Annotated in this window: 21 protein-coding genes; 12 read left to right on the top strand and 9 right to left on the bottom strand. The window is 38.5% G+C overall.

Translation table 11 applies throughout. The annotated features are described in order from the left end of the window. Position 1: 1 nt before the first annotated feature. The 7 genes from JHD79_RS07940 (at position 2) to JHD79_RS07910 (ending at position 9,876) form a co-directional block, all read left to right on the top strand. Entirely contained in the window at positions 2-1,471 is a 1,470-nt protein-coding gene (locus JHD79_RS07940) for a SusD/RagB family nutrient-binding outer membrane lipoprotein (RefSeq protein WP_199118686.1), read from the top strand. Positions 1,472-1,505: 34 nt separating this feature from the next. After that, a complete protein-coding gene (locus tag JHD79_RS07935; RefSeq protein WP_199118685.1) occupies positions 1,506-2,831 on the top strand; it encodes a DUF5689 domain-containing protein in 1,326 nt (441 codons plus the stop codon). A gap of 83 nt (positions 2,832-2,914) precedes the next feature. Then, complete coding sequence (locus JHD79_RS07930) at positions 2,915-3,538, top strand: hypothetical protein (protein WP_199118684.1); 624 nt, start codon at positions 2,915-2,917, stop codon at positions 3,536-3,538. A gap of 22 nt (positions 3,539-3,560) precedes the next feature. After that, entirely contained in the window at positions 3,561-5,288 is a 1,728-nt protein-coding gene (locus JHD79_RS07925; protein WP_199118683.1) for a T9SS type A sorting domain-containing protein, read from the top strand. A gap of 3 nt (positions 5,289-5,291) precedes the next feature. Then, the gene (locus JHD79_RS07920; protein WP_199118682.1) at positions 5,292-6,938 is read left to right on the top strand and encodes an exo-alpha-sialidase; all 1,647 of its coding nucleotides are present in this window, start codon (positions 5,292-5,294) and stop codon (positions 6,936-6,938) included. A gap of 8 nt (positions 6,939-6,946) precedes the next feature. Next, positions 6,947-7,837: a glycerophosphodiester phosphodiesterase family protein gene (locus JHD79_RS07915; RefSeq protein WP_199118681.1), complete on the top strand. Its 891-nt coding sequence runs from the start codon at positions 6,947-6,949 to the stop codon at positions 7,835-7,837. A gap of 5 nt (positions 7,838-7,842) precedes the next feature. Then, on the top strand, positions 7,843-9,876 hold the full coding sequence (locus JHD79_RS07910) for an SUMF1/EgtB/PvdO family nonheme iron enzyme (protein ID WP_199118680.1): 2,034 nt from the start codon (positions 7,843-7,845) through the stop codon (positions 9,874-9,876). A 182-nt stretch (positions 9,877-10,058) separates the two neighbouring features. Here the strand turns inward: JHD79_RS07910 and JHD79_RS07905 are convergent, their stop codons facing one another. The 7 genes from JHD79_RS07905 to recJ all read right to left on the bottom strand — a co-directional run bounded on the left by JHD79_RS07905 (position 10,059) and on the right by recJ (position 16,559). Further along, a complete protein-coding gene (locus tag JHD79_RS07905; protein WP_199118679.1) occupies positions 10,059-10,487 on the bottom strand; it encodes a CBS domain-containing protein in 429 nt (142 codons plus the stop codon). 66 nt (positions 10,488-10,553) lie between these two features. After that, positions 10,554-10,958, bottom strand: coding sequence for a YkvA family protein (locus JHD79_RS07900; RefSeq protein WP_199118678.1), 405 nt, complete (start codon positions 10,956-10,958; stop codon positions 10,554-10,556). 51 nt (positions 10,959-11,009) lie between these two features. Next, a complete protein-coding gene (locus JHD79_RS07895; protein ID WP_199118677.1) occupies positions 11,010-11,885 on the bottom strand; it encodes a YARHG domain-containing protein in 876 nt (291 codons plus the stop codon). Then, positions 11,882-12,448, bottom strand: coding sequence for a DUF2306 domain-containing protein (locus tag JHD79_RS07890; protein WP_233164608.1), 567 nt, complete (start codon positions 12,446-12,448; stop codon positions 11,882-11,884). The genes JHD79_RS07895 and JHD79_RS07890 overlap by 4 nt, the downstream gene beginning before the upstream one ends. A gap of 84 nt (positions 12,449-12,532) precedes the next feature. Then, complete coding sequence (locus JHD79_RS07885; protein ID WP_199118675.1) at positions 12,533-14,041, bottom strand: GH3 auxin-responsive promoter family protein; 1,509 nt, start codon at positions 14,039-14,041, stop codon at positions 12,533-12,535. 12 nt (positions 14,042-14,053) lie between these two features. Continuing rightward, positions 14,054-14,788 carry an LPS export ABC transporter ATP-binding protein gene (lptB, locus tag JHD79_RS07880; protein WP_199118674.1) on the bottom strand — a complete coding sequence of 245 codons (735 nt, stop codon included), beginning with the start codon at positions 14,786-14,788 and terminating at the stop codon, positions 14,054-14,056. 67 nt (positions 14,789-14,855) lie between these two features. Beyond that, positions 14,856-16,559 carry a single-stranded-DNA-specific exonuclease RecJ gene (recJ, locus tag JHD79_RS07875; RefSeq protein ID WP_199118727.1) on the bottom strand — a complete coding sequence of 568 codons (1,704 nt, stop codon included), beginning with the start codon at positions 16,557-16,559 and terminating at the stop codon, positions 14,856-14,858. Between the two features lie 139 nt (positions 16,560-16,698). On the opposite strand from recJ, the gene JHD79_RS07870 reads away from it, so the two are divergent. Beyond that, the gene (locus tag JHD79_RS07870; protein ID WP_199118726.1) at positions 16,699-17,463 is read left to right on the top strand and encodes an MBL fold metallo-hydrolase; all 765 of its coding nucleotides are present in this window, start codon (positions 16,699-16,701) and stop codon (positions 17,461-17,463) included. Here JHD79_RS07870 and JHD79_RS07865 read toward each other — a convergent pair. After that, positions 17,460-17,858, bottom strand: a complete 399-nt coding sequence (locus JHD79_RS07865) for a response regulator (RefSeq protein WP_199118673.1) — start codon at positions 17,856-17,858, stop codon at positions 17,460-17,462. The genes JHD79_RS07870 and JHD79_RS07865 overlap by 4 nt on opposite strands. 145 nt (positions 17,859-18,003) lie before the next feature. After that, entirely contained in the window at positions 18,004-18,591 is a 588-nt protein-coding gene (locus JHD79_RS07860; RefSeq protein ID WP_199118672.1) for a YceI family protein, read from the bottom strand. A 291-nt stretch (positions 18,592-18,882) separates the two neighbouring features. Between JHD79_RS07860 and mutL the strand changes: the two genes are divergently transcribed. From mutL to JHD79_RS07840, 4 genes are read left to right on the top strand one after another with little or no spacing between them, the layout of a single operon-like run. Next, positions 18,883-20,727, top strand: a complete 1,845-nt coding sequence (gene mutL / locus JHD79_RS07855; protein ID WP_199118671.1) for a DNA mismatch repair endonuclease MutL — start codon at positions 18,883-18,885, stop codon at positions 20,725-20,727. A 44-nt stretch (positions 20,728-20,771) separates the two neighbouring features. Next, positions 20,772-21,473 carry a rhomboid family intramembrane serine protease gene (locus JHD79_RS07850; protein WP_199118670.1) on the top strand — a complete coding sequence of 234 codons (702 nt, stop codon included), beginning with the start codon at positions 20,772-20,774 and terminating at the stop codon, positions 21,471-21,473. Beyond that, positions 21,466-22,314 carry a rhomboid family intramembrane serine protease gene (locus tag JHD79_RS07845; RefSeq protein ID WP_199118669.1) on the top strand — a complete coding sequence of 283 codons (849 nt, stop codon included), beginning with the start codon at positions 21,466-21,468 and terminating at the stop codon, positions 22,312-22,314. Before JHD79_RS07850 ends, JHD79_RS07845 begins: the two co-directional genes overlap by 8 nt. After that, positions 22,314-23,450 (top strand): endonuclease/exonuclease/phosphatase family protein, encoded by a 1,137-nt coding sequence (locus JHD79_RS07840; protein ID WP_199118668.1) that lies wholly within the window; start codon positions 22,314-22,316, stop codon positions 23,448-23,450. The genes JHD79_RS07845 and JHD79_RS07840 overlap by 1 nt, the downstream gene beginning before the upstream one ends. The last annotated feature ends 2 nt before the right edge of the window (positions 23,451-23,452 follow it).

Here is a 23,452-nt window from a genome sequence, read left to right as displayed (position 1 = left end):
AATGAAAACGATAAAAAAAATACTCGGAACTTTTTTGATCTTGCTAATGATAGCCTCATGTACAGATGGTTTCAAAGAGTTAAGCAAAAATCCGAACTCTAGTGAATTTGCGCTGCCCCAGGCTTTACTTGCACCTGCCATTACCGATGTTGTGAGTAAAAATATGGACCGTTCTTCCAAACGCATCAATAATGAGTTGATGCAGGTACATATTTTGATGGGTGATGTAGAGGGCAGAATATTTAGATATGATATAAGAAAATCGGAAGCAGACTACAACTGGAACAATTGGTTCTTACAGCTTACTAATTTCAAAAATATTTATACTAGTGCTTCCGATTTATTCCTCATCGACGGAAATAATACCAGTAAAACTTACATGGCCATATCGCTAATTGGCCAATCTTGGGTAGCTTCTTTATTAACTGATACTTATGGAGATGTACCGTATTTTGAGGCCAACAAAGGTAAAGACGGCGTGTTAACCCCCAAATTTGATAAACAAGAAGATATTTATTTAGATATCTTCAAAAAATTGGAAGAGGCAAATGAGCTGTTAAAAACAAATACTAATTTAACGGGAGAGCTAGCGTCATCAGACCCTATTTATGCTGGAGTAGCGGCTAATTGGCGAAAGTTCGGTAATTCATTATACCTGCGACTATTGCTAAGGGTAGCCGACAAAGCTGGGTCATCTGCCACCGATAAAATCAGGCAAATCACGCAAACCAATACTTCAAATTACCCACTTATTTCCAGCAATGCTGAATCTGCAATTCTAAAATGGACAGGCGCACTTCCTTATCAATCACCGTTTCAAACCGATAGAGATTCGGAATGGAACCTGCTTAAATTGACAGATTTCTTTGTCAATAACCTTAAAAATTGGGGAGATCCGCGTATCGCGAAATGGGCCACACTTTCCCAAGGAGAATATGCAGGTATTCCTAGCGGATATCCTGTCGGGATGGCACCAGTGTCTAGGTCGGCTATGCCTTTGGCTCTTAAAACAGATCCCTTGTTAGGAAATATCTTAAACTATGCCGAGGTACAACTGGCTTTGGCTGAGGTTGCTGTGAGGGGATGGTCTACAGGCAATGCCAAGACACATTATGAAAATGGCATCACCAATAGCATTACCCTTTGGGGATATAGCGTTCCTGCTAATTATTTAACGGGCGTTCATGTAAAATGGGATGATGCTGAAAGTGTAAGTAGCAAGATCGAAAAAATTCAGCTTCAAAAATACTATACACTCTTCTTTACAGACATGCAGCAGTGGTTTGAATATCGCCGTACGGGCTACCCGGACTTGCCAAAGGGTGCTGGATTACAAAATAATGGAGAAATGCCAGCTAGAATAAATTATCCTACCTATTTGCAATCAACCAATCGTACCAATTATAACGATGCGGTTGCCAGACAAGGTACAGACGATATCAATACCAAAGTTTGGTGGCAACGTCCCTAATCAGTTAATCAATACAAATAAATAATTGATGAAAATGAAGAAGATTTTAATACAAATTACAGCAGGTGTACTGCTACTATTTGCCGCTTGCGATAAAAATACAGATTGGGCTGAAGGTACATTAAGCCCTATTATTTCGATAGAAGATTTACGATTACTTTATAAAGGCACAAGTGTTTCTTTAAATAGTAACAATCTTTCTGGTGCAACTCAAATTAGTGGCCTTGTCATTGCTGATGCGGCTGCGGGCAATGTTCCTAATGGGGTGTTAATAATGCAAAATACCAATAGAAAAAAAACTAGAGGAATTAGTATTGACATGGGTGCAGCAGCAAATTCATATCAGTTAGGCGATTCTATTGTGGTTACGGTTAATGGAGCTACGTTGAAAAACGAAAATGGCCGTTTAGAAATTGTAGGTGTAACGGCATCTAGTGTGAAATTGATCGCTCAACAACATACAATTAACGCTCAGAATGTTACGCTCAGTCAATTGAAAGCGAATCCTGGCGACTATGAAAGCACCTTGGTGAATATTTACTCGGGAGATTTTAATCCCACACCTGTTATGGGAGAAACTTTTAGCGGAGATAAGATTTTTAACGATGGCTCGGCGCAGATCAGTTTTCATACAGAAGTAGGTGCAAACTTTGCAAACAGGCAACTTCCATCAACGGCTTCGGTAACTGCTATTGCACTTCCTTATCAAGTGGCATCGGCAACAGCACCAGAGATTTCACTATGGCCCAGAAACAGTAACGATATTAAAGAAAAGCTGATTATTCTAGCTTGGAATTTGCTTGGAGCGTTAGGAAACGAAGTGAGCAGTACCTCTAATATTGTGAATGTAAATATGGAACCATCGGTTTTAAGTCGGGGTGCCGGAATTACAGCCGCCGCCGCTGGAGGATCTTTTGCCAGTACTTTTCCTATTAATGTAGATAAGGCTGCGGCAATTGCTGCCAATGCTTACTATCAGTTTTCTTTAAAACCCAAAGGGAAAGCTAAAATAAGTTTAGCTGCTTTAGATGCCATTTTTAGGATACAGACCAATGCTGCAAAAACTTATATATGGACCTATAGTTTAGACGGGGGAATTAGTTTCAAGGATATCAAAGAACCCTACACTTGGACCACTGGATTTTCTGAAAACAATGGTATACAACAACCGCAAATAGACCTTTCTCACCTAGATGATTTTAAAAATATCACGGCAGAAAAACCTGTCATTTTTAGATTGTATGCTTGGGGTGGAACCAGTATAGCCAGTAATAATGGATTTAGGATAGGCAAAAGTCTAACCGCTGCTCAGCATTCTTTAGCTATCGGCGGAACGGTTATAGAACAGCATATTCCCTAACAATTTATTCACTAAATAACCAATAATCCCATTCATGCATCGTGAATGAATGGGATTTCTTTTAATAAAAAATCAAAAAATACATGAAAAAATTACTTTTTATAATGGTGTTCGTACTCAGTTTTAATGCTAAAGCTCAAATTCTTGCATGGAATTTTGGAGCAGAAGTAAAAGGTAACGAACGTACCAGCTTATCAACTTACACAGATCCTAATCTTGAAATCTCCATTCTTTCCCGAGGACCAGGAATAGGTGCAGAAAAAGCCACTTTATCTTTTGCGTCTGCATTTCCTGTAAATCTTACCAAAGAAGAAGCCGTAAAAGCAGGAGCATATTATCAATTTACGGTAAGAGCTAAAGAAGGTTATCAGTTTTCTATAGAAGCTTTAGACGTGGTGTTGAGAGTGCAGCCAAATGCACCAAAAGTATATCGATGGATGTATAGTACAGATGGGATTAAGTTTGCCAAACTGGGCAAAGACGATGTTAAAATTAAAGCAACAGTTAATAACGGATTACCTCAAGCCACTTTAGATCTTTCCTCTTACGAAGAATTGAAAAACATTGCTTCCTCTCAAACTATTGTTTTTCGTTTGTACGCTTGGGGAGGTACAGAAGGCTCTAGAGAAAATGGTTTTAGAATAGGAAAAAGTAACGCCTCTACCAATGCTTTGTCCATATCAGGCAAAGTCATTAAGCAAAAATAAATCGCCATTATAATTAACTCACATGAAAAAAATATTCATTTTAGCTCTAACACTAATTATAGCTATACAAACAAAAGCACAAGTTTTAGCTTGGAATTTATTTGATAAATTGGGCAATGAGACTACTGTAAATTCAACTACAAACCATCCCAATATAGCGGTTGCTACTTTAAAAAGAGGGGCAGGTATTACAGCGGCAACAGCCGGACAATCTTTTGCAGGTACCTTTCCTATTAATGCGGATAAAGACGCCGTAATTGCAGCGGCCTCTTATTATGAATTTACGCTAACACCTAAAGCAAGTACGACCTTAAGCCTCACCACATTGGATGTTGTCTTGAGAATTCAAACAAATGCCCCTCCAACTTATATCTGGAGATATAGTAAGGATGGAGGAAATACTTTTAATGATATTGGCAGTGCCCGAACTTGGACCACTAACTTTAGTCAGAATAACGGAATTCAGGAGCCAACTTTAGATTTGTCTGGCGTCGCAGACCTTCAAAATTTTAGTACGCCCATTATTTTTAGATTGTATGCTTGGGGAGGCACGAGTACCACCAGTAATAATGGTTTCAGAATAGGGAAGAGCTTAACCAATACCTCAAATGCGTTGGCAATTGGCGGTGTTGTAAAGCCAATACTTTCTTGGAATTTATTTGGAGCAGTAGGAGACGAAGTGAAAGCTACTTCAACAACAAATCATGCAAGCATAGACGTTTCTGAACTAACAAGAGGAACAGGAATAGCTGGCGGTATTGCTGGAGGATCTTATGCCAGTACGTTTCCTATCAATATAGATAAAGATGCTGCAATTGCAGCAGCCTCTTATTACGAATTTACATTAAAACCTAAAGGTAATGCAGTAGTAAGCCTTACTACGCTTAATGTTATTCTCAGAATTCAAACCAGTGCCCCGCCAACTTATATTTGGAGGTATAGTAAGGACGGAGGAGCTACTTTTAACGATGTCGGTACAGCAGTAACTTGGATTACAAATTTTAATCAAAATAATGGCATACAAGAACCTACGTTAGATTTATCGGGCATTACAGATTTACAGCAATTAACGGTCCCAGTAATTTTTAGGCTATATGCTTGGGGTGGTACAAGTGCTACCAGTAACAATGGCTTTCGTATAGGCAAAAGTTTAAGTGTAACACAAGATGCCTTAGCCATTTCTGGTATTGTAGAACAAGAAAATACTTTGCCTATTACGTTGTTAAACTTTGTTGGAAAACTAGCTGGAGATAGAATAAACCTAAATTGGGCAACAAGTTCGGAGCAGAATAATGCTTATTTCGAATTGATTAGATCGGAAGATGGAAAGAACCCAAAATTAATAGGTAAGGTGCAAGGTAAAGGCAACTCCGCCGTTAAACAAAACTATAGCTTCACAGATTTGAGGCCGTTGGTTGGAGACAACTATTATCAACTTAAACAGGTAGATATTGATGGGAAAAACACGCTAAGTGAGATTATCCATGTAAATGCTAGTCTCGATAAATCTAGCATGAAGATCTTTAGTAGTACGGGAAATAACCAAACAAACTTTACTGTGTTTGTACTTAAGGAAGGTGTTGGTAATTTAAAGATCGTAGATATTACTGGAAAGAAAATTTACGAAGCAACACAAAAGCTTGGTAAAGGTGATAACCAATTTCAGATAAACGTAAAAGGTAGTGGGATATTTGTAGCATCCTTAACTATCGATAAACAAGTAATCAATACCAAATTTTTCAAAAACTAGTCTATGGACAGTATAAAAATATCAATGCTCGGCGTAGCTTGTTTCTGGATATTTACAGCCTGTAAAGCACGACCAAACCTCGAAACCGACGTAGAAAAACCCAGCAATCAGTTATTATTGCAGTCAGCTATTGTTAAGATAGAAGACATTTGCATCCATCCGCCTACGCCAGAGCTGCATGCTTCTACAATCGAAGAAACCCCAACAGGTTTAGTTGCAGCTTGGTTTGGTGGTACAAAAGAGAAGAATCCAGATGTAGGAATTTGGTTAGCTAGGCAAGAAAAAAACGGCTGGACAAATCCCATTGAAGTCATTACAGGAATTACCAAACTTGCTGATGGATCAGCAGTCCGTTATCCTTGCTGGAATCCGGTCCTATATCAAGTACCTAATGGAGGCGAGCTCATGTTATTTTATAAAGTAGGTCCCACTACACCAGAATGGTGGGGCATGTTAATGCGGTCGTTAGACGGAGGAAAAACTTGGAGTAAACCAGAACGACTACCAGAGGGAATATATGGTCCAATTAAAAATAAAGCAGTTACAATTGGCAGTAATGGCATTCTTTCTCCATCTAGTATTAATTCTCGTTTACATTTTGAAAGAAGTGATGATTTGGGCAAGACCTGGACAAGAACAGCACCTGTAACCGATAGAGCTATACCGGTTATACAGCCTAGTATACTTTTTTATGGAAATAATAAATTGCAAGCTGTAGGCCGTACCATGAAAGATAAACGGATATTTAGTATTTGGTCTGAAGATGATGGTAAAACATGGGATAATTTCTCCTTGCTAAATGTGCCAAATCCTAATTCTGGTACCGATGCAGTTACCTTAAAAGATGGTAGGCAACTATTGGTATACAACCATAGTGAGATTAATCGCAGTCCTTTAAATATCGCTATTTCAGAAGATGGGAAAAACTGGTATCCGCTGCTGGTAATCGAGAATGATAATTTAGGAGGTTACAGTTATCCGGCAGTAATACAAACTAAGGATGGCTTGGTACATATTACCTATTCATGGCGACGTAAAAATATCCGACATGTAGTTATAGATCCGTCTAAATTAAAGGGTAAGCCTATTCTATCTTGGAATTTCGAAACTAATGGGATAATAGGTGACGAACAAAATAGCCGAGCTACTTTTAGTATTCCACAAGTGGACGATGCCATTTTAACAAGAGGAAGTGGTATTACGGCTCAAAAAGCTTCGGTTTCATTTGCTGCTGCTTTTCCTGTGCATAGAGATTTAACCGCCGCAGAAAAGGGCGAAGCCTATTACCAGGTAAGTTTTAAAACGAAAAACAAGCTCGCTTTGTCTTCTATTGGAGCTGTACTTAGAGTGCAGGCAGAAGCACCTAAACATTACATCTGGAAATATAGTATAGATGGTGGTTCCAATTTTAAAACTATTGGACAGCCCATTATAGTAGACAACGGTTTTACAGACAATAACGGTTTACAACAACCGCAGATAGAATTATGGAATATTGCTGATCTGCAAAAACTGCAGGCATCCACAAAAGTGATATTTCGTTTATACGCTTGGGGAGGAAGTAGTGCTACTACAGATAACGGTTTTAGAATAGGCAAAAGCAACGAGCTAACACCTGCCTTGGTAATTAATGGCGAACTGATTAAATAATAATAAACATGAAAAAAATAATTTTGATGATGTTGATGGTTGGGTATGGTATGCTCAGCTATGGACAATTATTAGCAGATAAGTTTGGTTTTGAAGCGCATAGAGGAGGTAGGGCATTGGTTCCGGAGAATACCATAGCGGCAATGAAATATACATTGGGGCTTAAAAATGTAAATACGCTAGAAATGGATTTGTGCATCAGCAAAGACAAAAAAGTAGTGGTTTCTCATGATGTTTATTTCCATCCAAATATTACGACCACGCCGCAGGGAGAATATTTAACACCCGAAAATGCAAGACAACATTTGCTTTATCAGATGGACTACGATAGCATTAGTAAATACGACGTGGGCCTTAAGCCACATCCAGAATTTGTAGATCAAAAAAAGTTTGCTGCTGTTAAACCTTTATTAACGGCTTTATTAGATGAAACAGAGAAAATTGCCAAGCAACAAAACCGCCTGATTTATTATAATATGGAAATCAAATCTAGAAAGGCCGGAGATGGAAAAGAACATCCTTTACCAGATGAATTTGTAGATTTGGTAGTAAGTATTTTAAAAGAAAAAGGAGTGATCTCACGTACGGTAATTCAGTCTTTCGATATGCGTCCGCTGCAAGTTTTGCATCAAAAATATCCTGAAATTAAATTGTCGTTACTTACTGGGAAAAATGCAAAAGATGCAAAACAGATGTTGCAAAGACTGGGATTTACACCTGCCGCATATAGCCCTGAGTTTAGTACGGTTACACCCGAAATGATTTCATATTGCCATGCGAAAAAGATTAAAATTTTGCCTTGGACTGTGAACACCGCAGAAGAAATCCAGAAGTTAAAAGATTTAGGCGTAGATGGTGTAATTTCAGATAACCCAGTTTTGTTTCAAAAAATAAAATAGAAGTTATGATGAGAAAGATATGCTGTAGTGTCGTACTGGTACTTATTGCAAATTTGGGAATTGTCGTAGCACAAAATCAACCGCTACAAAAATCGACCAATAGTCTGCGCATGGAGATGGTTAATATTCCATCTGGTAGATTTTATATGGGCTCTGATGGCCGTGGAAAGAATTTTGATGAGGCACCTGCGCATGTGGTACAAATTACCAAGCCATTTAAAATTTCGGCGACAGAAGTAACCAATGCGCAATACGAACAATTTGATCCACAACATAAATCATATAGAGGCAAGAAAGGATTGTCTAAAGCAGATGATGAGGCGGTGATTTTTGTTAGCTATGAAGATGCCTTGGCTTTTTGTAAATGGCTATCTAAGAAAGAAGGAAAAAACTATCGCTTGCCAATGGAAGCTGAGTGGGAATATGCATGTAGAGCGGGTACATTATCAGGATTTTCTATGGCTGGTAAAATGCCCAAAGAACTCTATAAAGTACAAGAGTTTAACCGTGATCCTAAGCCTGTTTCTTTACAGGTAGCTCAATTTGAGCCCAATACTTGGGGTTTGTACGATATGCATGGTAATGTAGAAGAGTGGTGTGCAGATTGGTACGGCCCTTATCAAGCTAAAGAACAAAGAGACCCTGTTGGTGCTGTTTCGGGAAATTACAGAGTAACCAGAGGTGGTAGTCATAACACACCTCCAGAATTTCTTCGTTCAGCCAACAGGCTGGCAATGATCCCTGAAGATAAAAACTGGGTGGTAGGCTTTAGAATAGTTGAAGGCGAAATGCCAACTACCGCTGCATTACCGAATGCTGGTCCTTCGGCTTATGTCATAAATGTTGCTCAACATACTTTTGAATGGTCGCAGTCTTCAAAAGAACCATTGTTTATGGAACCCATCTATTATATAAGGGAACCTTCTCCTACCAACAAGACACCATTTTATTTGCATAATCACTGTCCGGCAATTACTTGGTGCACCAATGGCGATTTATTGGCTATTTGGTTTTCAACCGATGATGAATCTGGACGTGAGATGACCATCTTAGCCAGTAGGTTAAGAGCAGGTAAAAATGAATGGGATGAACCTTCAGAATTTTTAAGAATTCCTGATAGAAATTTAACAGGTTCATCTCTTTTTCATGATGGTAAAGGTACAATCATCCATACCAATGGCGTGGAAGTAGCAGGGGGATGGAAAAATTTAGCGATGATTAACAGAATAAGTACAGATAATGGCGCTACTTGGTCTGAACCAAAATTTATTAATGCAGATCATGAGATGCAGAATCAAGTAATTGCTGGGATGTTTAAAACTAAAGAAGGATGGTTAATTCAAGCTGCAGATGCGCATCCTGGGCAAGCTGGCGGAACCGCAATACACATCAGCAAGGATAATGGAAAAACTTGGGAAAAGCCATCAAAAATTATTCAAAATCCAACATTTAAAGAGGGTACAGATGGAGAGTTGATTGCAGGGATACATGCTGGTGTTGTTCAGTTAAAAAATGGTAATTTAATGGCTTTGGGCAGAAATAATGATCTTGAGGCAAAAGACAATATGGGTTTACGTATGCCAATGAGTATTTCTAAAGATATGGGCAAAAGTTGGACTTACACGCCAACAGAATTTCTGCCTATATATTCGGGGCAACGCCTCATCTTACGTCGATTAAATGAAGGCGCTCTTTTACTGATTTCATTTACACATCATCCAAGGGAAAAAAATGAGCAAAGAAGAGGGATGATGTTTAAAGATATTACTGGAAATGAATATAAAGGTTACGGTATGTTTGCTGCGGTATCTTTTGATGAAGGCAAAACGTGGTCTACAAAAAAACTACTTACAGATGGCAAAGACCGATATATGGATGGTGGTGGCTGGACTGGCTTTTTTGAAATGACCAAAAATAATGCAGAGCCCATGGGCTACCTAGCAGCGACACAAACACCAGACAATGTGATACATTTAATTAGCAGCAAAATACACTATCGATTTAATCTGGCCTGGCTCACGTCAAGCCCTAAAAATTAATAAAGCAAAGAGTGATGCTTGTCAAATGATTAAAATTGCTGTCGGGGCATTTTAGTCCTAAACCCAAGAGCATATCTAGGGTATTAGCTTTACTAGTTCGAGCATCCTCTTTGCCTATTTATCACCTAAATAGACTGTAAATTAAGCCGAAAAAGAAGTGACCAAATAAAGAACGGTTATTTTTAACCTTTTATGTAGTCCTCCAACTGTGAAATGGTTTGCTTCTGATCGGCTATGATAGATTTAACTACATCTCCAATGGAGATCATCCCCACGGTTTGGGCAGCGTCTTTAACGGGCAAATGTCTAATGTGCTTATCGGTCATGATCTCCATACAAAGCTCTATAGTGTCGTTCGGGCTTACGCTAATCGGATTTTCGGTCATTGCTTCACTAATGAGTGTTTCTTTTGAAGATTTTCCCTGCAAAATGATTTTACGGGCATAATCCCGTTCTGTAAAAATACCAAGCAATTGCCCATTTTCCATGATGAGCAAAGCGCTAATGTTTTTTTCGTTCATTATTTTTAATGCGCCTAAGACCGAAGTAGATCGGTCTACACTATAAATTTGAACAGGTTTAGTGTTGAGGACTTGTTGTACGATCTTCATATCTGGTTGTATATTAGCTAATTAAATTTACTAAAATAAATCCAAATAATCAATAAACCGTTCATGTTAAATATGAATAACTTTTTTCTTGTTTTTCCATGCTTCGTATTTTACCAATTCATTGGCAACCTTGCTGTAAATGTAGCCAATGATAAAAGCATCGTCTATTAAACCAATGCCTACTAAAAAATCAGGAATGAGGTCTATTGGAGAAATGAAATAGAGCAGGCCTGCTATAATAGATACCATAGTTTTTCTGTCTACATCCAGGTAACTCCCATTGGCGTAGTCTTTCGCTAGGCCGAGCAGCAATTGTAGCTTATGCCATACTTCGGCAAGCGCACCTTCATTTGTCGTTGCCTTATCAAAAGCCTCTCTGATCTTGAGTTGGGTTTGATCCTTGTTGTGTGCTAGGTTTTGTGCTTTGGTTACAAAGGAACTAAACATCCGTTTCAACTTGTGCTTATTCATCGGGGTATTTATTTAATTGTTTTATATCCCTATCAACAAGCGTACCTAAAACTATCGACCAAAGCGATCATAGTTGTCTTCTGCATACTTTTCAAATCTCTCTAATAGTTTGATGTTCTTTTTTTCTAGGGCAGTCAGTTCAGATTCTACATTATCGCTTACCGGAATGTACCAATCTACAAAATCGAAAAATTGACGGTAGGTTTTCTTTTTAAACGTGTAACCATGACGGGCAAAAATGGTGTTCCTTAAGATTTGGAGATCTAACTTACGTAAGTTTTTCAAATCACTTTCTTTTAACTCTTGAGCAGAGGAGTTAAGCGTAAACACTGCATTTGAAGCACTTCTATAGTATTCGTTCATGTAAATTTTAGCCTTTCCGTCAATGGTATCGGTCACCTTTTTCACCTTGCTGGATTCCCAGTCAATGTATTCGCCATCTTTATCCAACATTAGGTTTGCATTGTAAACAAAAGCTTTTTTCAATAACTTGAAAGATCTTTTTGTCACGTTGATCTCTTGTTTGTACGATTTCCATGTTCCAACTAAAGTATCCTTGCGAAGCTCAAATTCAAAACGGCCATCGTATTTATCCGTGCCTGGCTCATCCAGTACAAAACTAATTTTATGGTTAATGTCGGTAAGTGTGCCTTGTAATGGCCTGTCGTTACCCGCTACCACACTACGTCCTACAACTTTTTGGTCATTGATGTTTTTAATGATTAAAGTGATTTTGTTTTGATTGTACACTTCGTCTTTAGCTTCCTCGGCCATAAAATACCCTACCCAGGTACCATATAAATGATCATAACTATTATTTACTACGGCAGTACTATCTGCTGCATCTTTTGCAGTTTGTGGGTTGCTGTTATTATGGCATGATGCAAGCGCTAAAAAGGCTAAAAATGCGATGATAAGATTCTTCATATTTTTTGTTTGTTTTTAATAATCCGTTCAATAATTAATAGATTGGGTATCCATCCCAGCCAAGCAACAAGCTGATAAACATCCATAGGTGCTGGATGGAAAAGGTAAACCAAGATTACCTTCCAAAACCTTAGGCTGATGGCAGAACTGGCCAAGGCAAAACTCCTGAGCATATAGTTTTGGTGTTCGACAATCTTTCCTTGTTTTGCAAGCAATATGGCTTTTAGGGTAAATCCAAACCATAGTATACCTAAAGTAAGGAAAGCAATCTTTGCCGTTATTCCGCCATTGGCATAAAAAGCAATATAAATGCCCGAAGGGGCTGAAAAACAGAGTACTGTAATTACATAAAGATAGCCGATGGCACGATGTAAACGGCTATTGTTGAAGACCAAACGTTTATTGAATTGCGTAAAACCGGCAAGTAGTACGAATATAGAGCTGTAAACATGTAGATAAAAAATAGGCAGATAAGGTTTCACGCTTTCTACTTCGGTTTGCTTAATCTGCAGAAAGGCAACTTCGTTGTTAAAAGGAATATAGCGTAGGGTAATCTGTAACATCAACAGAAAAAACAAAGAAAAAAGCAGTAGCCAAACTAAACGAAGATAATTGATTTTAAGATTTGGCAGGTTTAGCATAGTCTATTACATAATGCGCAATATGTCATCAACATACTCCCTATTATTTGCCAAACGAGGTACTTTGTGTTGGCCACCTAGTTTTCCCCTGTTTTTCATCCAGTTATAAAAAGTTCCACTGGGGGCAGTATGAACTTTCGGACGTCTCAGGGCCATGTCTTTAAAGCGTTTAGCATCATAATCAGAGTTTACTTCCCTTAGGGTTTGATCAAGTACATCCACAAATTGTTCAAAATCTGATGGTTGCTGCTCAAATTCAATAATCCATTCATGGCCTCCGGCTTTCTCCCCACTAAAATAAATAGGACAAGCAGTGTAATCTTTTATCTTGGCGTTGGTAACAGCGCAGGCTTTTGTAAGGGCATTTTCGGCATTGTCAATAATAACTTCTTCACCAAATGCATTAATGAAGTGCTTTGTACGGCCTGTAATTTTTATCCTAAAAGGATGGAGAGAGGTAAATTGTACGGTGTCGCCAATCATATAACGCCATAAACCAGCATTGGTACTAATGATGATGGCATAATTTTTATTTAGCTCTACCTGATCTAACGATAATGTTTTCGGATTTTCTTCTTCTAAATGTTCTATGGGTAAAAACTCATAATAGATGCCATAATCCAACATCAGCAAAAGCTCTTCTGAGTGAGATTGATCCTGTATGCCAAAGAAACCTTCTGAGGCATTATAGGTCTCCAGATAGTACATGCCCGACGAAGGGATAAGCTCCTTGAATTGTGCTCTATATGGGGTGAAGTTTACCGCACCATGAAAGTAAGCTTCCAGATTAGGCCAAACTTCCAATAAATTGTGCTTGCCGGTGATTTCCAAGACCTTCTTTGCCAGTACGATAGTCCAGGTGGGTACACCGGAAATATTAGTTACGTTCTCCTTAATGGTGGCCTCAGCCATTCTGTCCATTTTTTCTTCGTAATTATCCATTAGTGCAATAGACATATCGGGAGTCCTGTAATATTCTGCCCATACAGGTAGGTTTTTAATCAATACGGCCGACAGATCGCCGTAATGGATGTCTTCACAAAGTTGGTTGATCTGATGGCTCCCTCCCAATACAAGGCCTTTACCGGTGAACATCTGGGTATTGGGCCTGTTATTGCAATAGATGGACAGCATATCTTTGCCGCCTTTAAAATGGCATTCTTCCAATGCTTCTTCTGATACTGGAATAAACTTACTTCGATCGCTGGTGGTTCCAGATGACTTGGCAAACCATTTGATCTCCGAAGGCCACAAGATATTTTGTTCGCCTTGTAGCATCCGCTCGATATAGGGTTTTAGGCTATCGTAATTTTGTATGGGGATACGTTCTTTAAATTGTTGAATGGTTAGTATGGACTTATAATCATAGCGTTTTCCCCATTCGGTGTTTTCGGCGCTAGCGATCAGGGTATGTAACCATTCCTCCTGAACATCTAATGGATACTTGATAAAAAGCTCGATCTGATGAATGCGCTTTTTCATATACCAGGTGAAGAGTGAATTTACAATAGCCATCAGCAGTTAAAATTACAGGTTTTTCTTTCGCAGGATAAAATTTGATCCTAAATAGACTTTTCTAACCATTTCATTTGCCGCTAAAACTTCAGGAGTGCCCGATTCTAATATTTTCCCCTCAAACAATAAATAAGCCCTATCGGTAATGGATAAAGTCTCCTGTACATTATGGTCGGTAATGAGTATGCCTATATTTTTTCTCTTCAGCTTAGCGACAATACTCTGTATTTCTTCTACTGCAATAGGATCTACACCAGCAAAGGGCTCATCTAATAAGATAAAATTAGGACTTGCGGCCAGTGCCCTGGCAATTTCTGTTCTTCTGCGTTCCCCTCCAGAAAGTAGGTCGCCCCTGTTCTTCCTCACTTTATGTAAGCTGAATTCGGTAATCAACTCTTCCAGTTTGTCCTTTCTTTCCTCTTTATTGAGCTGGGTCATCTCCAAAATGGCCATAATATTATCTTCTACAGATAATTTTCTGAATACACTGGCTTCTTGAGCCAAATAACCAATACCTTTTTGGGCTCTTCGGTACATCGGGTCTTTGGTAATGTCTTCTCCATCTAAAAATATGCTGCCCTCATTAGGCTTGATCAGACCTACGATCATGTAAAATGAAGTAGTCTTGCCAGCCCCATTGGGACCTAATAAACCTACAATTTCGCCTTGGCTAACCTCAAAGGAAACATCATTAACAACAGTACGCTGCTTATATTTTTTAATGAGATGCTCTGCTTTTAAAATCATTTATATTTACGATTTTAGATTTACGAATTACGATTTTTAGGGTCTTTATTCTTTTGCTCCTTAATCCTTATTCCTCAATCTTAATTCCTTTTATATTTAGTTGTAAACTTTTTTTGTCCTTCCAGTTATTTTCTTCTAACGTGTAACAAATGGAAAATGGTCTATTTTGTTTTAGTAGGATTTCATATTCCCCTAAATTAAAACCGATAGCGTCAAAAATAGCGGAATTTTGTTGCTTTACACTGAATTTTAAATGATTTGTCCCCACAATTTTGGGATAGCCTACTAAATTCACATTGTTGCTCATAAATATGGGGGTCATGTTTAACGGGCCAAAAGGGCCCATTTGACTTAATACGCGATAAAATTTACCATCTATCTGGGTTAGATGAAGTGCTGTATCGATATTTATTTCTGGAATAAGTAATGCAGGATCAATACTTTCAGACACCACTTTTTCGAATCGATTGGCAAAAGATTCTAAGTTTTCGGGATGAATGGTTAAGCCTGCGGCATATTTATGCCCGCCAAACTGTACGAGTAGATCACTACAAGATACCAAGGCCTCATATAGGTCATAACCCGCTACCGATCTTGCCGAACCGGTATATTTTCCATTCGATTCGGTTAATACAATAGTAGGCCTATAGTATTTTTCGGTTAACCGTGAAGCTACAATGCCAATTACACCTTTATTCCAATGTTGCTGAAAAACAACCGTGGTTTTACGATTAATGAGTACTTCATTATTCTCAATGATCGCTAAAGCCTCTAAAGTGATGTTTTGATCAAAAGATTTCCGCTCGGTATTCTGTAGGTTAATGAAGGAGCTTTGTTCGTCAGCAAAGAGCAGCTCTTCGCTCAATAACATTTTAACGGCATCGCTGGCATGCCCCATCCTTCCCGCCGCATTAATGCGTGGCGCTAAAAGAAAAACAACATCCGTAATAGAATAATGTTCTGTTTTTCCGGCAATCTGCATCAATGCTTTTAAACCCATGGAAGGGTCGCTATTCAACTTAATTAAGCCATGATAGGCCAAGATCCTATTTTCATCAATAATGGGCACAATATCGGCCGCAATACTTACCATGCAAAGGTCTAAGTATTGTTCGTAGCATGAGGACGGTAGGTCATGAAATTGGGCATAGGCCTGGGCAAGTTTAAAACCAATGCCACAACCTGATAGTTCCTTAAATGGATAGGGGCAATCAACCTGTTTAGGATCTAATACGGCTATGGCTTTGGGAATGTCATCTCCAGGTAGGTGATGATCACATATAATAAAATCAATGCCCAAGGAGTTGGCGTAATCAATTTTTTCAACCGCTCTGATCCCACAATCTAAGGCAATAATCAAGGAATAGCCATTTTGGGCAGCATAATCAATGCTCTGAGTGGAAATGCCATAGCCCTCTACGTGCCTGTCGGGGATATAATAAGCAATGTTAGTGCTAAACTGACTAAAGAAATGATAAGCTAAAGTTACAGCGGTGGTGCCATCTACGTCATAATCGCCATAAATAAGTATGCCCTCTTTTGCAGCAATGGCCCGATTGATCCTATCGATGGCCTGCTCCATTCCTTTCATTAGAAATGGATCATGAAGCTGAAGCAATTGCGGCCTGAAAAAATGTCGCGCCTCTTCAAAGGAAGATATGCCACGTTGAGCTAGGATTTGTGCTAAACACTTATCAATATTCAACTCACTGGCAAGTGTATTAACAGTTTCTCTATCAGTATAATTATGCTGTACCCAACGTTTTTCCATTTCCCTGTATCTGTTTTGTCGTGCCATAAAAACAACAGCTGCTTGCATAAAATTTTATGTTTAAGCTATGTTGTTCTCTATATTTGTGCTATCGCTCGTAAATATATCATTAAAATTCTTTTCAAAAAAAGAGATGGCCATACAAGTTTTTACCTTACAAGAAGGATCCTACTCAGTAGATGCGAGTAAAAAGTTTATTCCTTTTGATCCTACAAAAGACGATCCGAAAGATAGGCCAGCCTCATTATTTATACATGTACAGCCATTTTTGGTGAAATTGGAAAATAGCCTGGTGTTATTTGATACAGGCTTAGGCTATAGCAACGAGCAAGGCCAGCTACATTTGCACGAAAATATCAAAAAGATGGGTTTCGATCCAGATGATATAGAAATGGTATTGATGTCCCACCTACATTTTGATCATTCTGGTGGCATGGTGCACCACCATGACGGAAAAATGGAATTGAGTTTTCCACATGCTACTTATGTGATGCAGCAAGGAGAGTGGGAAACGGCCTTTTCCAGTAAATCGTCATCTTATCATACAGAGATTTTCGACTTTGTACAGCGCAATGCACAGCTACAACTGGTAGAGGGAACGGGCCAATTGACCAATGAAATTAGTTTCGAACTAACGGGTGCACATTGCCCTTATCACCAGGTTTTTTTAATTGACGATGGTGAAGACAAAGTGTTTTTTGGAGGAGATGTTTTGCCCGAGCCGGAAGAGTTGATCAGAAAATTTATTGCAAAATACGATTATGATGGGCGTAAGGCTATGGAATTGAGGGATGAATTTGGCCGTAAGGCAGCGGCAGAAAATTGGAAATGCCTATTCTATCATTCCAAATCGAAGACGCAGGCTTTTATTGAACTGGAAGATGATAAATTTAAGATTGTTTAGTCTATTGCAGCAATAAGTTCCTTCAAACGATCGATGGATAGGGGCTTGGAAATAAAGCCCTTTACGGACTTGTAACTTTTGGCCTTCTCTATGTCGTTTTCATATACCGAAGAAGAAAGCATGTACATGTCATTTTTCACCTCAAGGTTAAGGGCTTCAAAAGCTTCGATAAATTCCCAGCCATTTAATATCGGCATGTTGATGTCAACCAATACCAACTGCGGTAACTGCTCATGGTTTTCGACCAAGTCTTTGATGTAGTCAATAGCAAGCTGACCATTATGTTTGGCGCATATTTCCACATCGTAGCCAGTTTTTTCGACTATTTTGCTAATGATGAAGATGTTAATGTCATCATCGTCAATGACGAGAAGGTTAATTTTAGAACTTGGCATTACGTTGGATAAACCTAATCAAGACCATATAGCCTTGGCGACAAAGGTATAAATTACACTCACTTTCTATAAAGATACATCAATTATTTTACAAAAAAAATCCGGAAATGATCCGGATTTTTATAAAACTCTAATTAATAGTCTTTTATTTTTTTGCAACTAGTTTCACAGCAAGAGTGAATTCGTCGTAGATAAAATTGTCGCCTATACTGCTGAATATCGATTTAGATTTATATTCAATGCCAAACTTAGTTCTGTCTATCACTATTTTGTCAGCTGTAGCGGTAACTGTTTTATCTGCATTCCAAGTAATTTTAGCAGGAAAAGAGATAGAGTTCGTTTTGCCTTTGATAGTAAGATCGCCGGTTACTTTTACGTCGGCACCAGCACCTTCCACTTTTTTAATGACAAAATTAGCAGCCGGAAACTTTTCAACACCAAAAAAGTCATCTGCTTTTAAGTGTTTCTCTAAGCCAGCACTGCCATCAGCATCTTTAATGGTAGTCATGTTTGCTATAAAGCCGCCCTCTACTAATTTTTGGCCATTAAAAGCTAAAGTTCCAGAGGTTAAAGCTACCGTACCATTATGGCCTCCAGAAAACTTTTTACCTTCCCAAGTAATGGTCGATTTGGTAACATCTACTGTATAAACGTCTGCTTTTGGGGCAAATGCTAAGAATGAAAAGCTGGCCACAACAGCTAACATTAAAATTGAAGTGATTTTTAATTTCATTTGATGAATAATTTAGTTTTTGTAAAGGTATTTAATTTTGAATTGAATTTATCTTGACCTATGTTAAGATTTTGCAATTTAATGCGGCATTTGTTTTTGGTTGCATATGTAGTGGTTTGAAATGATACGACATCACTCAAAACTTGTTCATGTTGTCATTTAAATGGCAATAATGCCAATTTGTAAATCCGAAATGGTAAATCTTAAGTCATTTAGTATCAACAATGTGAAAACAGTCTAAAGGGTTAAGGCTTATTTTCGTTAAATTAGCAGCTTTACAGTAGCAAAGCAATGTCTGATATTATACAACTTTTACCCGATAGTGTTGCCAACCAAATAGCGGCAGGAGAGGTGGTTCAGCGGCCGGCATCGGCGGTAAAGGAATTGCTAGAGAATGCATTGGACGCAGGCGCTGATAAAATACAGCTGATTGTTAAGGATGCAGGGAAAGCCCTAATTCAGGTTATAGATAATGGCTGTGGAATGAGCGTTACCGATGCCAGGATGTGTTTCGAAAGGCATGCTACATCCAAAGTTCGCAAGGCCGAAGACCTGTTTGCCATTCGTACCATGGGTTTTAGGGGAGAAGCAATGGCCTCTATAGCGGCAATTGCGCAGGTGGAAATGAAGACCAAACAACATGAAAATGAAATTGGAACACTTGTCCAGATAGAAGGTTCTACCGTTATACTGCAAGAGCCTACTGCTTCGCCTAACGGAACTAGTATTGCCGTAAAGAACCTTTTTTATAATACCCCGGCCAGAAGAAATTTCTTGAAAAGCAACCCCACAGAAATGCGCTACATCATCGACGAATTTCAACGGGTGGCTTTGGCAAAACCCCATATCGCCTTCAGCTTACATCATGACGGTAGTGAAATCTATCGGCTGCCAGCTGCTACCATAAAGCAACGTATAGTCCATTTATTCGGTAATAACTATAACGAACGCCTAATTCCCGTAGAGGAAGAAACCACGATCATTAATTTAAAAGGTTATATCGGAAAACCAGAATTTGCCAAAAAAACCAGGGGCGAGCAGTTCTTTTTTGTCAATGATAGATTTATTAAGGATTCATACCTTAACCATGCCATAAACAAGGCTTATCAGGAGCTGTTGCCAGAAGATAATTTTCCGCTATATGTATTATTCATAGATATTGATCCTGCCAAAATTGATGTTAATGTTCATCCTACAAAAACCGAGATCAAATACCTGGATGAAAAATCTATTTATGCCATTATCCACTCGGCAGTAAAAAGATCATTGGGCAGATTTAATATTAGCCCGACCTTAGACTTTAATCAGGAGACGGCTTTTAGTAACATGATTACACCAAAATCTCCTGAAGATATTGTTCCACCAAGTATTTCGTTCAATCCAAATTTCAACCCTTTTGGGCAGAGCAAAGCGCCAAGTAGGGATCCCGCTTTTTTAAAGCAACCGACTCAACAAAAGGAAGTTGCGCAGCATTGGGGTTCTTTGTATGAAATAGCGAACTATCAAGAGACGGCACAGGCCACTATCGAGTTGGATGAAAAAGCAGAAGATGGATTTGGATCGGTCAACAAACAATACATGCAGGTGCACAATAGGTACATTGTGTCGCAAATAAAATCAGGAGTAATGGTCATTGACCAACAAGCGGCACATGAACGTATACTTTATGAACGCTTTCTGCTGCACTTGGAAGATAGAAAGGGAGCCTCTCAGCAAAGTTTGTTTCCACAAACCGTGACATTGAGTCCGAATGATTTCGAACTGGCCAAGAGTTTGCTAGAAGACATTAAAAGCTTGGGTTTCGAAGTAAGGGAATTTGGGAAAAATACCTTAGTTATAGAAGGTGTGCCCGTAGATTTGGGCGGGGCGAACATCAATGAGACACAGTTGTTTGAGCACTTGATAGAGGGCTTTAAAAACTCACAACAAGAACTTAAACTGGATAAACGTGATGCATTGGCACGCAGCATGGCAAGAAACAGTGCCATTAGAAAAGGAACGGCATTAAGCCAACAGGAAATGAATACCTTAATAGAAGAACTTTTTGCTTGTAAAACACCTAACTTTAGTTTAAGCGGTAAACCAACCATACACACGATTACGCTAAATGAGATGGCACAAAAATTCGATAAATAGTCTAAAAGCTAAATATTCACTAACAAGCAATGAATTAGTAAAATATGAATAACATTAATATACCCCCGGTTGTAAAAAATCTCTTAATTATCAATGGCATTTTTTTCTTTGCCTCTTGGATTTTTACGCAACAAGGAAAGCACTTGGAAGAATACCTGGCAGTCTTTTATTTTGATTCTCCCTTTTTTAGGATCTGGCAGCCTATTACCTATATGTTCATGCATGCTGGTTTTGCACATATTTTCTTCAATATGTTCGCTTTGTTTATGTTTGGAGGGGTTTTGGAACAAAGATGGGGAGCCAAGAAATTCATTAATTTTTATCTGATTACCGGACTGGGTGCCTTGGCCTTGCAATGGGCAGTTCAGGCATTTGAAGTGTATCAGATTACGGGAGCTGTTGTAAATGATCTGTCTACGTTAAGGGTAAATAACCTAGAGCATCTGAATACATTAAGGTCCATATATAATGGACCAATGGTTGGTGCTTCGGGTGCGATATTTGGACTATTGGTGGCTTTTGGCATGTTATATCCAAATGTGGAATTAATGATTATGTTTATACCCGTGCCTATAAAAGCAAAATACATTATTCCGGTTTATATCGTTATAGAATTGTTCTTGGGAGTAGCCAGGTTTTCGGGAGATTCGGTCGCTCATTTTGCCCATTTAGGGGGCGCATTAATTGGCTTCATTTTAGTGAAGCTTTGGAAAGACAAAAATAGGTTTTACGACTACTATGAATAATCGTTTTTTGCAAGACATAAGATCAAGGTTTTTTAGTACTGGTCATCCGGCAATGTTGTACATCGGAATAAATATCCTGATATTTTTGTTGGTGATGCTGGCATCTATTGTAGGGACTTTTGGTGGCTCTTCAGAAGTGGTGTCTGTTTTTGTAAGGGACTATTTGGCATTTCCGGCAGCTATAGAAATGTGGCCAACCAGATTTTATACTTTGGTTACCTATGCTTTTATGCACCTCAACTTTTTCCACATCCTATTTAATCTATTATGGTTGTATTGGATGGGGAATTTGTTTGTTGATTTCTTAAAACCACGACAGTTTCATGTGGTATATTGGGGCGGTGCATTTTTAGGCGCAATTTTTTTCGCACTTATCTTTAATATTTATCCACATTTTAATGCACAGGGGGCTACTTTAATAGGGGCCTCGGCGGCGGTAATGTCTATTTTTGCCGCAATTGCTACATTGGTGCCAAATTATAGCATTCGCCTTATTATTTTTGGAGATGTAAAGTTAAAATACCTATTGCTTGTTTATTTGCTCATTGATATTTTGGGTACTTCATCAGGATCGGGAAATATTGGTGGCAATCTGGCCCATTTGGGTGGTGCGCTATTTGGTTTTGTGTATATTAAACTATTGCAAAACGGTACGGACCTGAGTAGCTTTTTGATCAAGAAGCCCAAAATGAAGGTCGTAAGAAACCAACCGGTAGGTAAACAGAAAAACTTAGTAAACCAACAGGAAATTGATGCTATTCTCGATAAGATTTCTAAAACCGGTTATGATAAATTAACGGCTAAGGAAAAGCAGATACTTTTTGATGCAAGTCATAATTAATGGGCAATTTGAAACTAACCTTCTTTGATAAAATAGTTCTTGTGCTTGCTATTATACTTGCCATAGGTTTGGGCTTAGGTATGATGGCAGGGAAATATGATCCGCGTGGGCATATTCTTATTGCATTTTTTGGCTTGGCCTATTCCTTCTTTTTGATGGCAAATGCACTGGTTTTGCTTTGGTGGTGCTTAAGAAAAAAATGGCTGATTGCCTTCTGTACCCTAGCCTTTATCCTCATAGGATGGAAGCCTTTAACTGCTACCTACCGTTTCTATGGAGAAGAAGGAGGTAAGGTTAAAGATAGTGAACATTTTGTTCGGTTAATGACCTATAATGTACACCAGTTTAAACGATATGGAGAAGGAAATAATATCTCGACCAAGGATCAGATTATCGAGGTCATTAAGAACCAAAACCCCGATGTCGTTTGCTTTCAGGAGTTTTATACCCGAAACAGGGGGGAGTTTGATTTGATCGATTCAATAAAGAAGCAACTTAACCTAAAATATTATTATTTCGAACCGTCTGTTAAAAACGATTATGAAGCCACAGGTCTAGCTATTTTTTCTAAATACCCAATTCACCATAAAGGACACATACCCTTTAGTGCAAATCATAAAGGCAATGAGAGCATTTATGCAGATATTACCTTTGAAAATCAGATATTCAGAGTATATAATGTACATTTTCAGTCTATTTCCTTTCAAAAAGAAGATTATGACTATATTGATATGCTGACCAAAAAGATGAGTACCGAATATAAATCTTCTAGAAGGATTGCGGCCATGCTCAAGGCGGCATTTGTAAGAAGGAGCCAACAGGTAGACATCATGAAAGAGCAAATGCAGAAATGCACTATTCCATATGTGGTAGCCGGCGATTTTAATGATACGCCAGCATCTTATTGCGTTACGCAGATTACAAAATCATTGAATAATGCCTTTGTTAAAAAGGGTAGCGGCTTCGGTAAGACCTATAATGGAGCCTTCCCAAATTTTCAGATTGATTACATAGCCACTACAAAAGAAATAGATATCATAAATCACCATGTTTCGTCAGCTAAACTATCCGATCATTTTCCTGTTAGGAGTGATTTAAGGTTGAACTTTTCCTTACAAAAGGACGATGATTATTAGTC

Source organism: Pedobacter sp. ASV28 (genome assembly GCF_016428855.1).
Classification (GTDB): Bacteria; Bacteroidota; Bacteroidia; order Sphingobacteriales; family Sphingobacteriaceae; genus Pedobacter.
The sequence above is the reverse complement of the archived record's forward strand: the minus strand, read 5'-3'. Positions and strand labels throughout refer to the sequence as shown.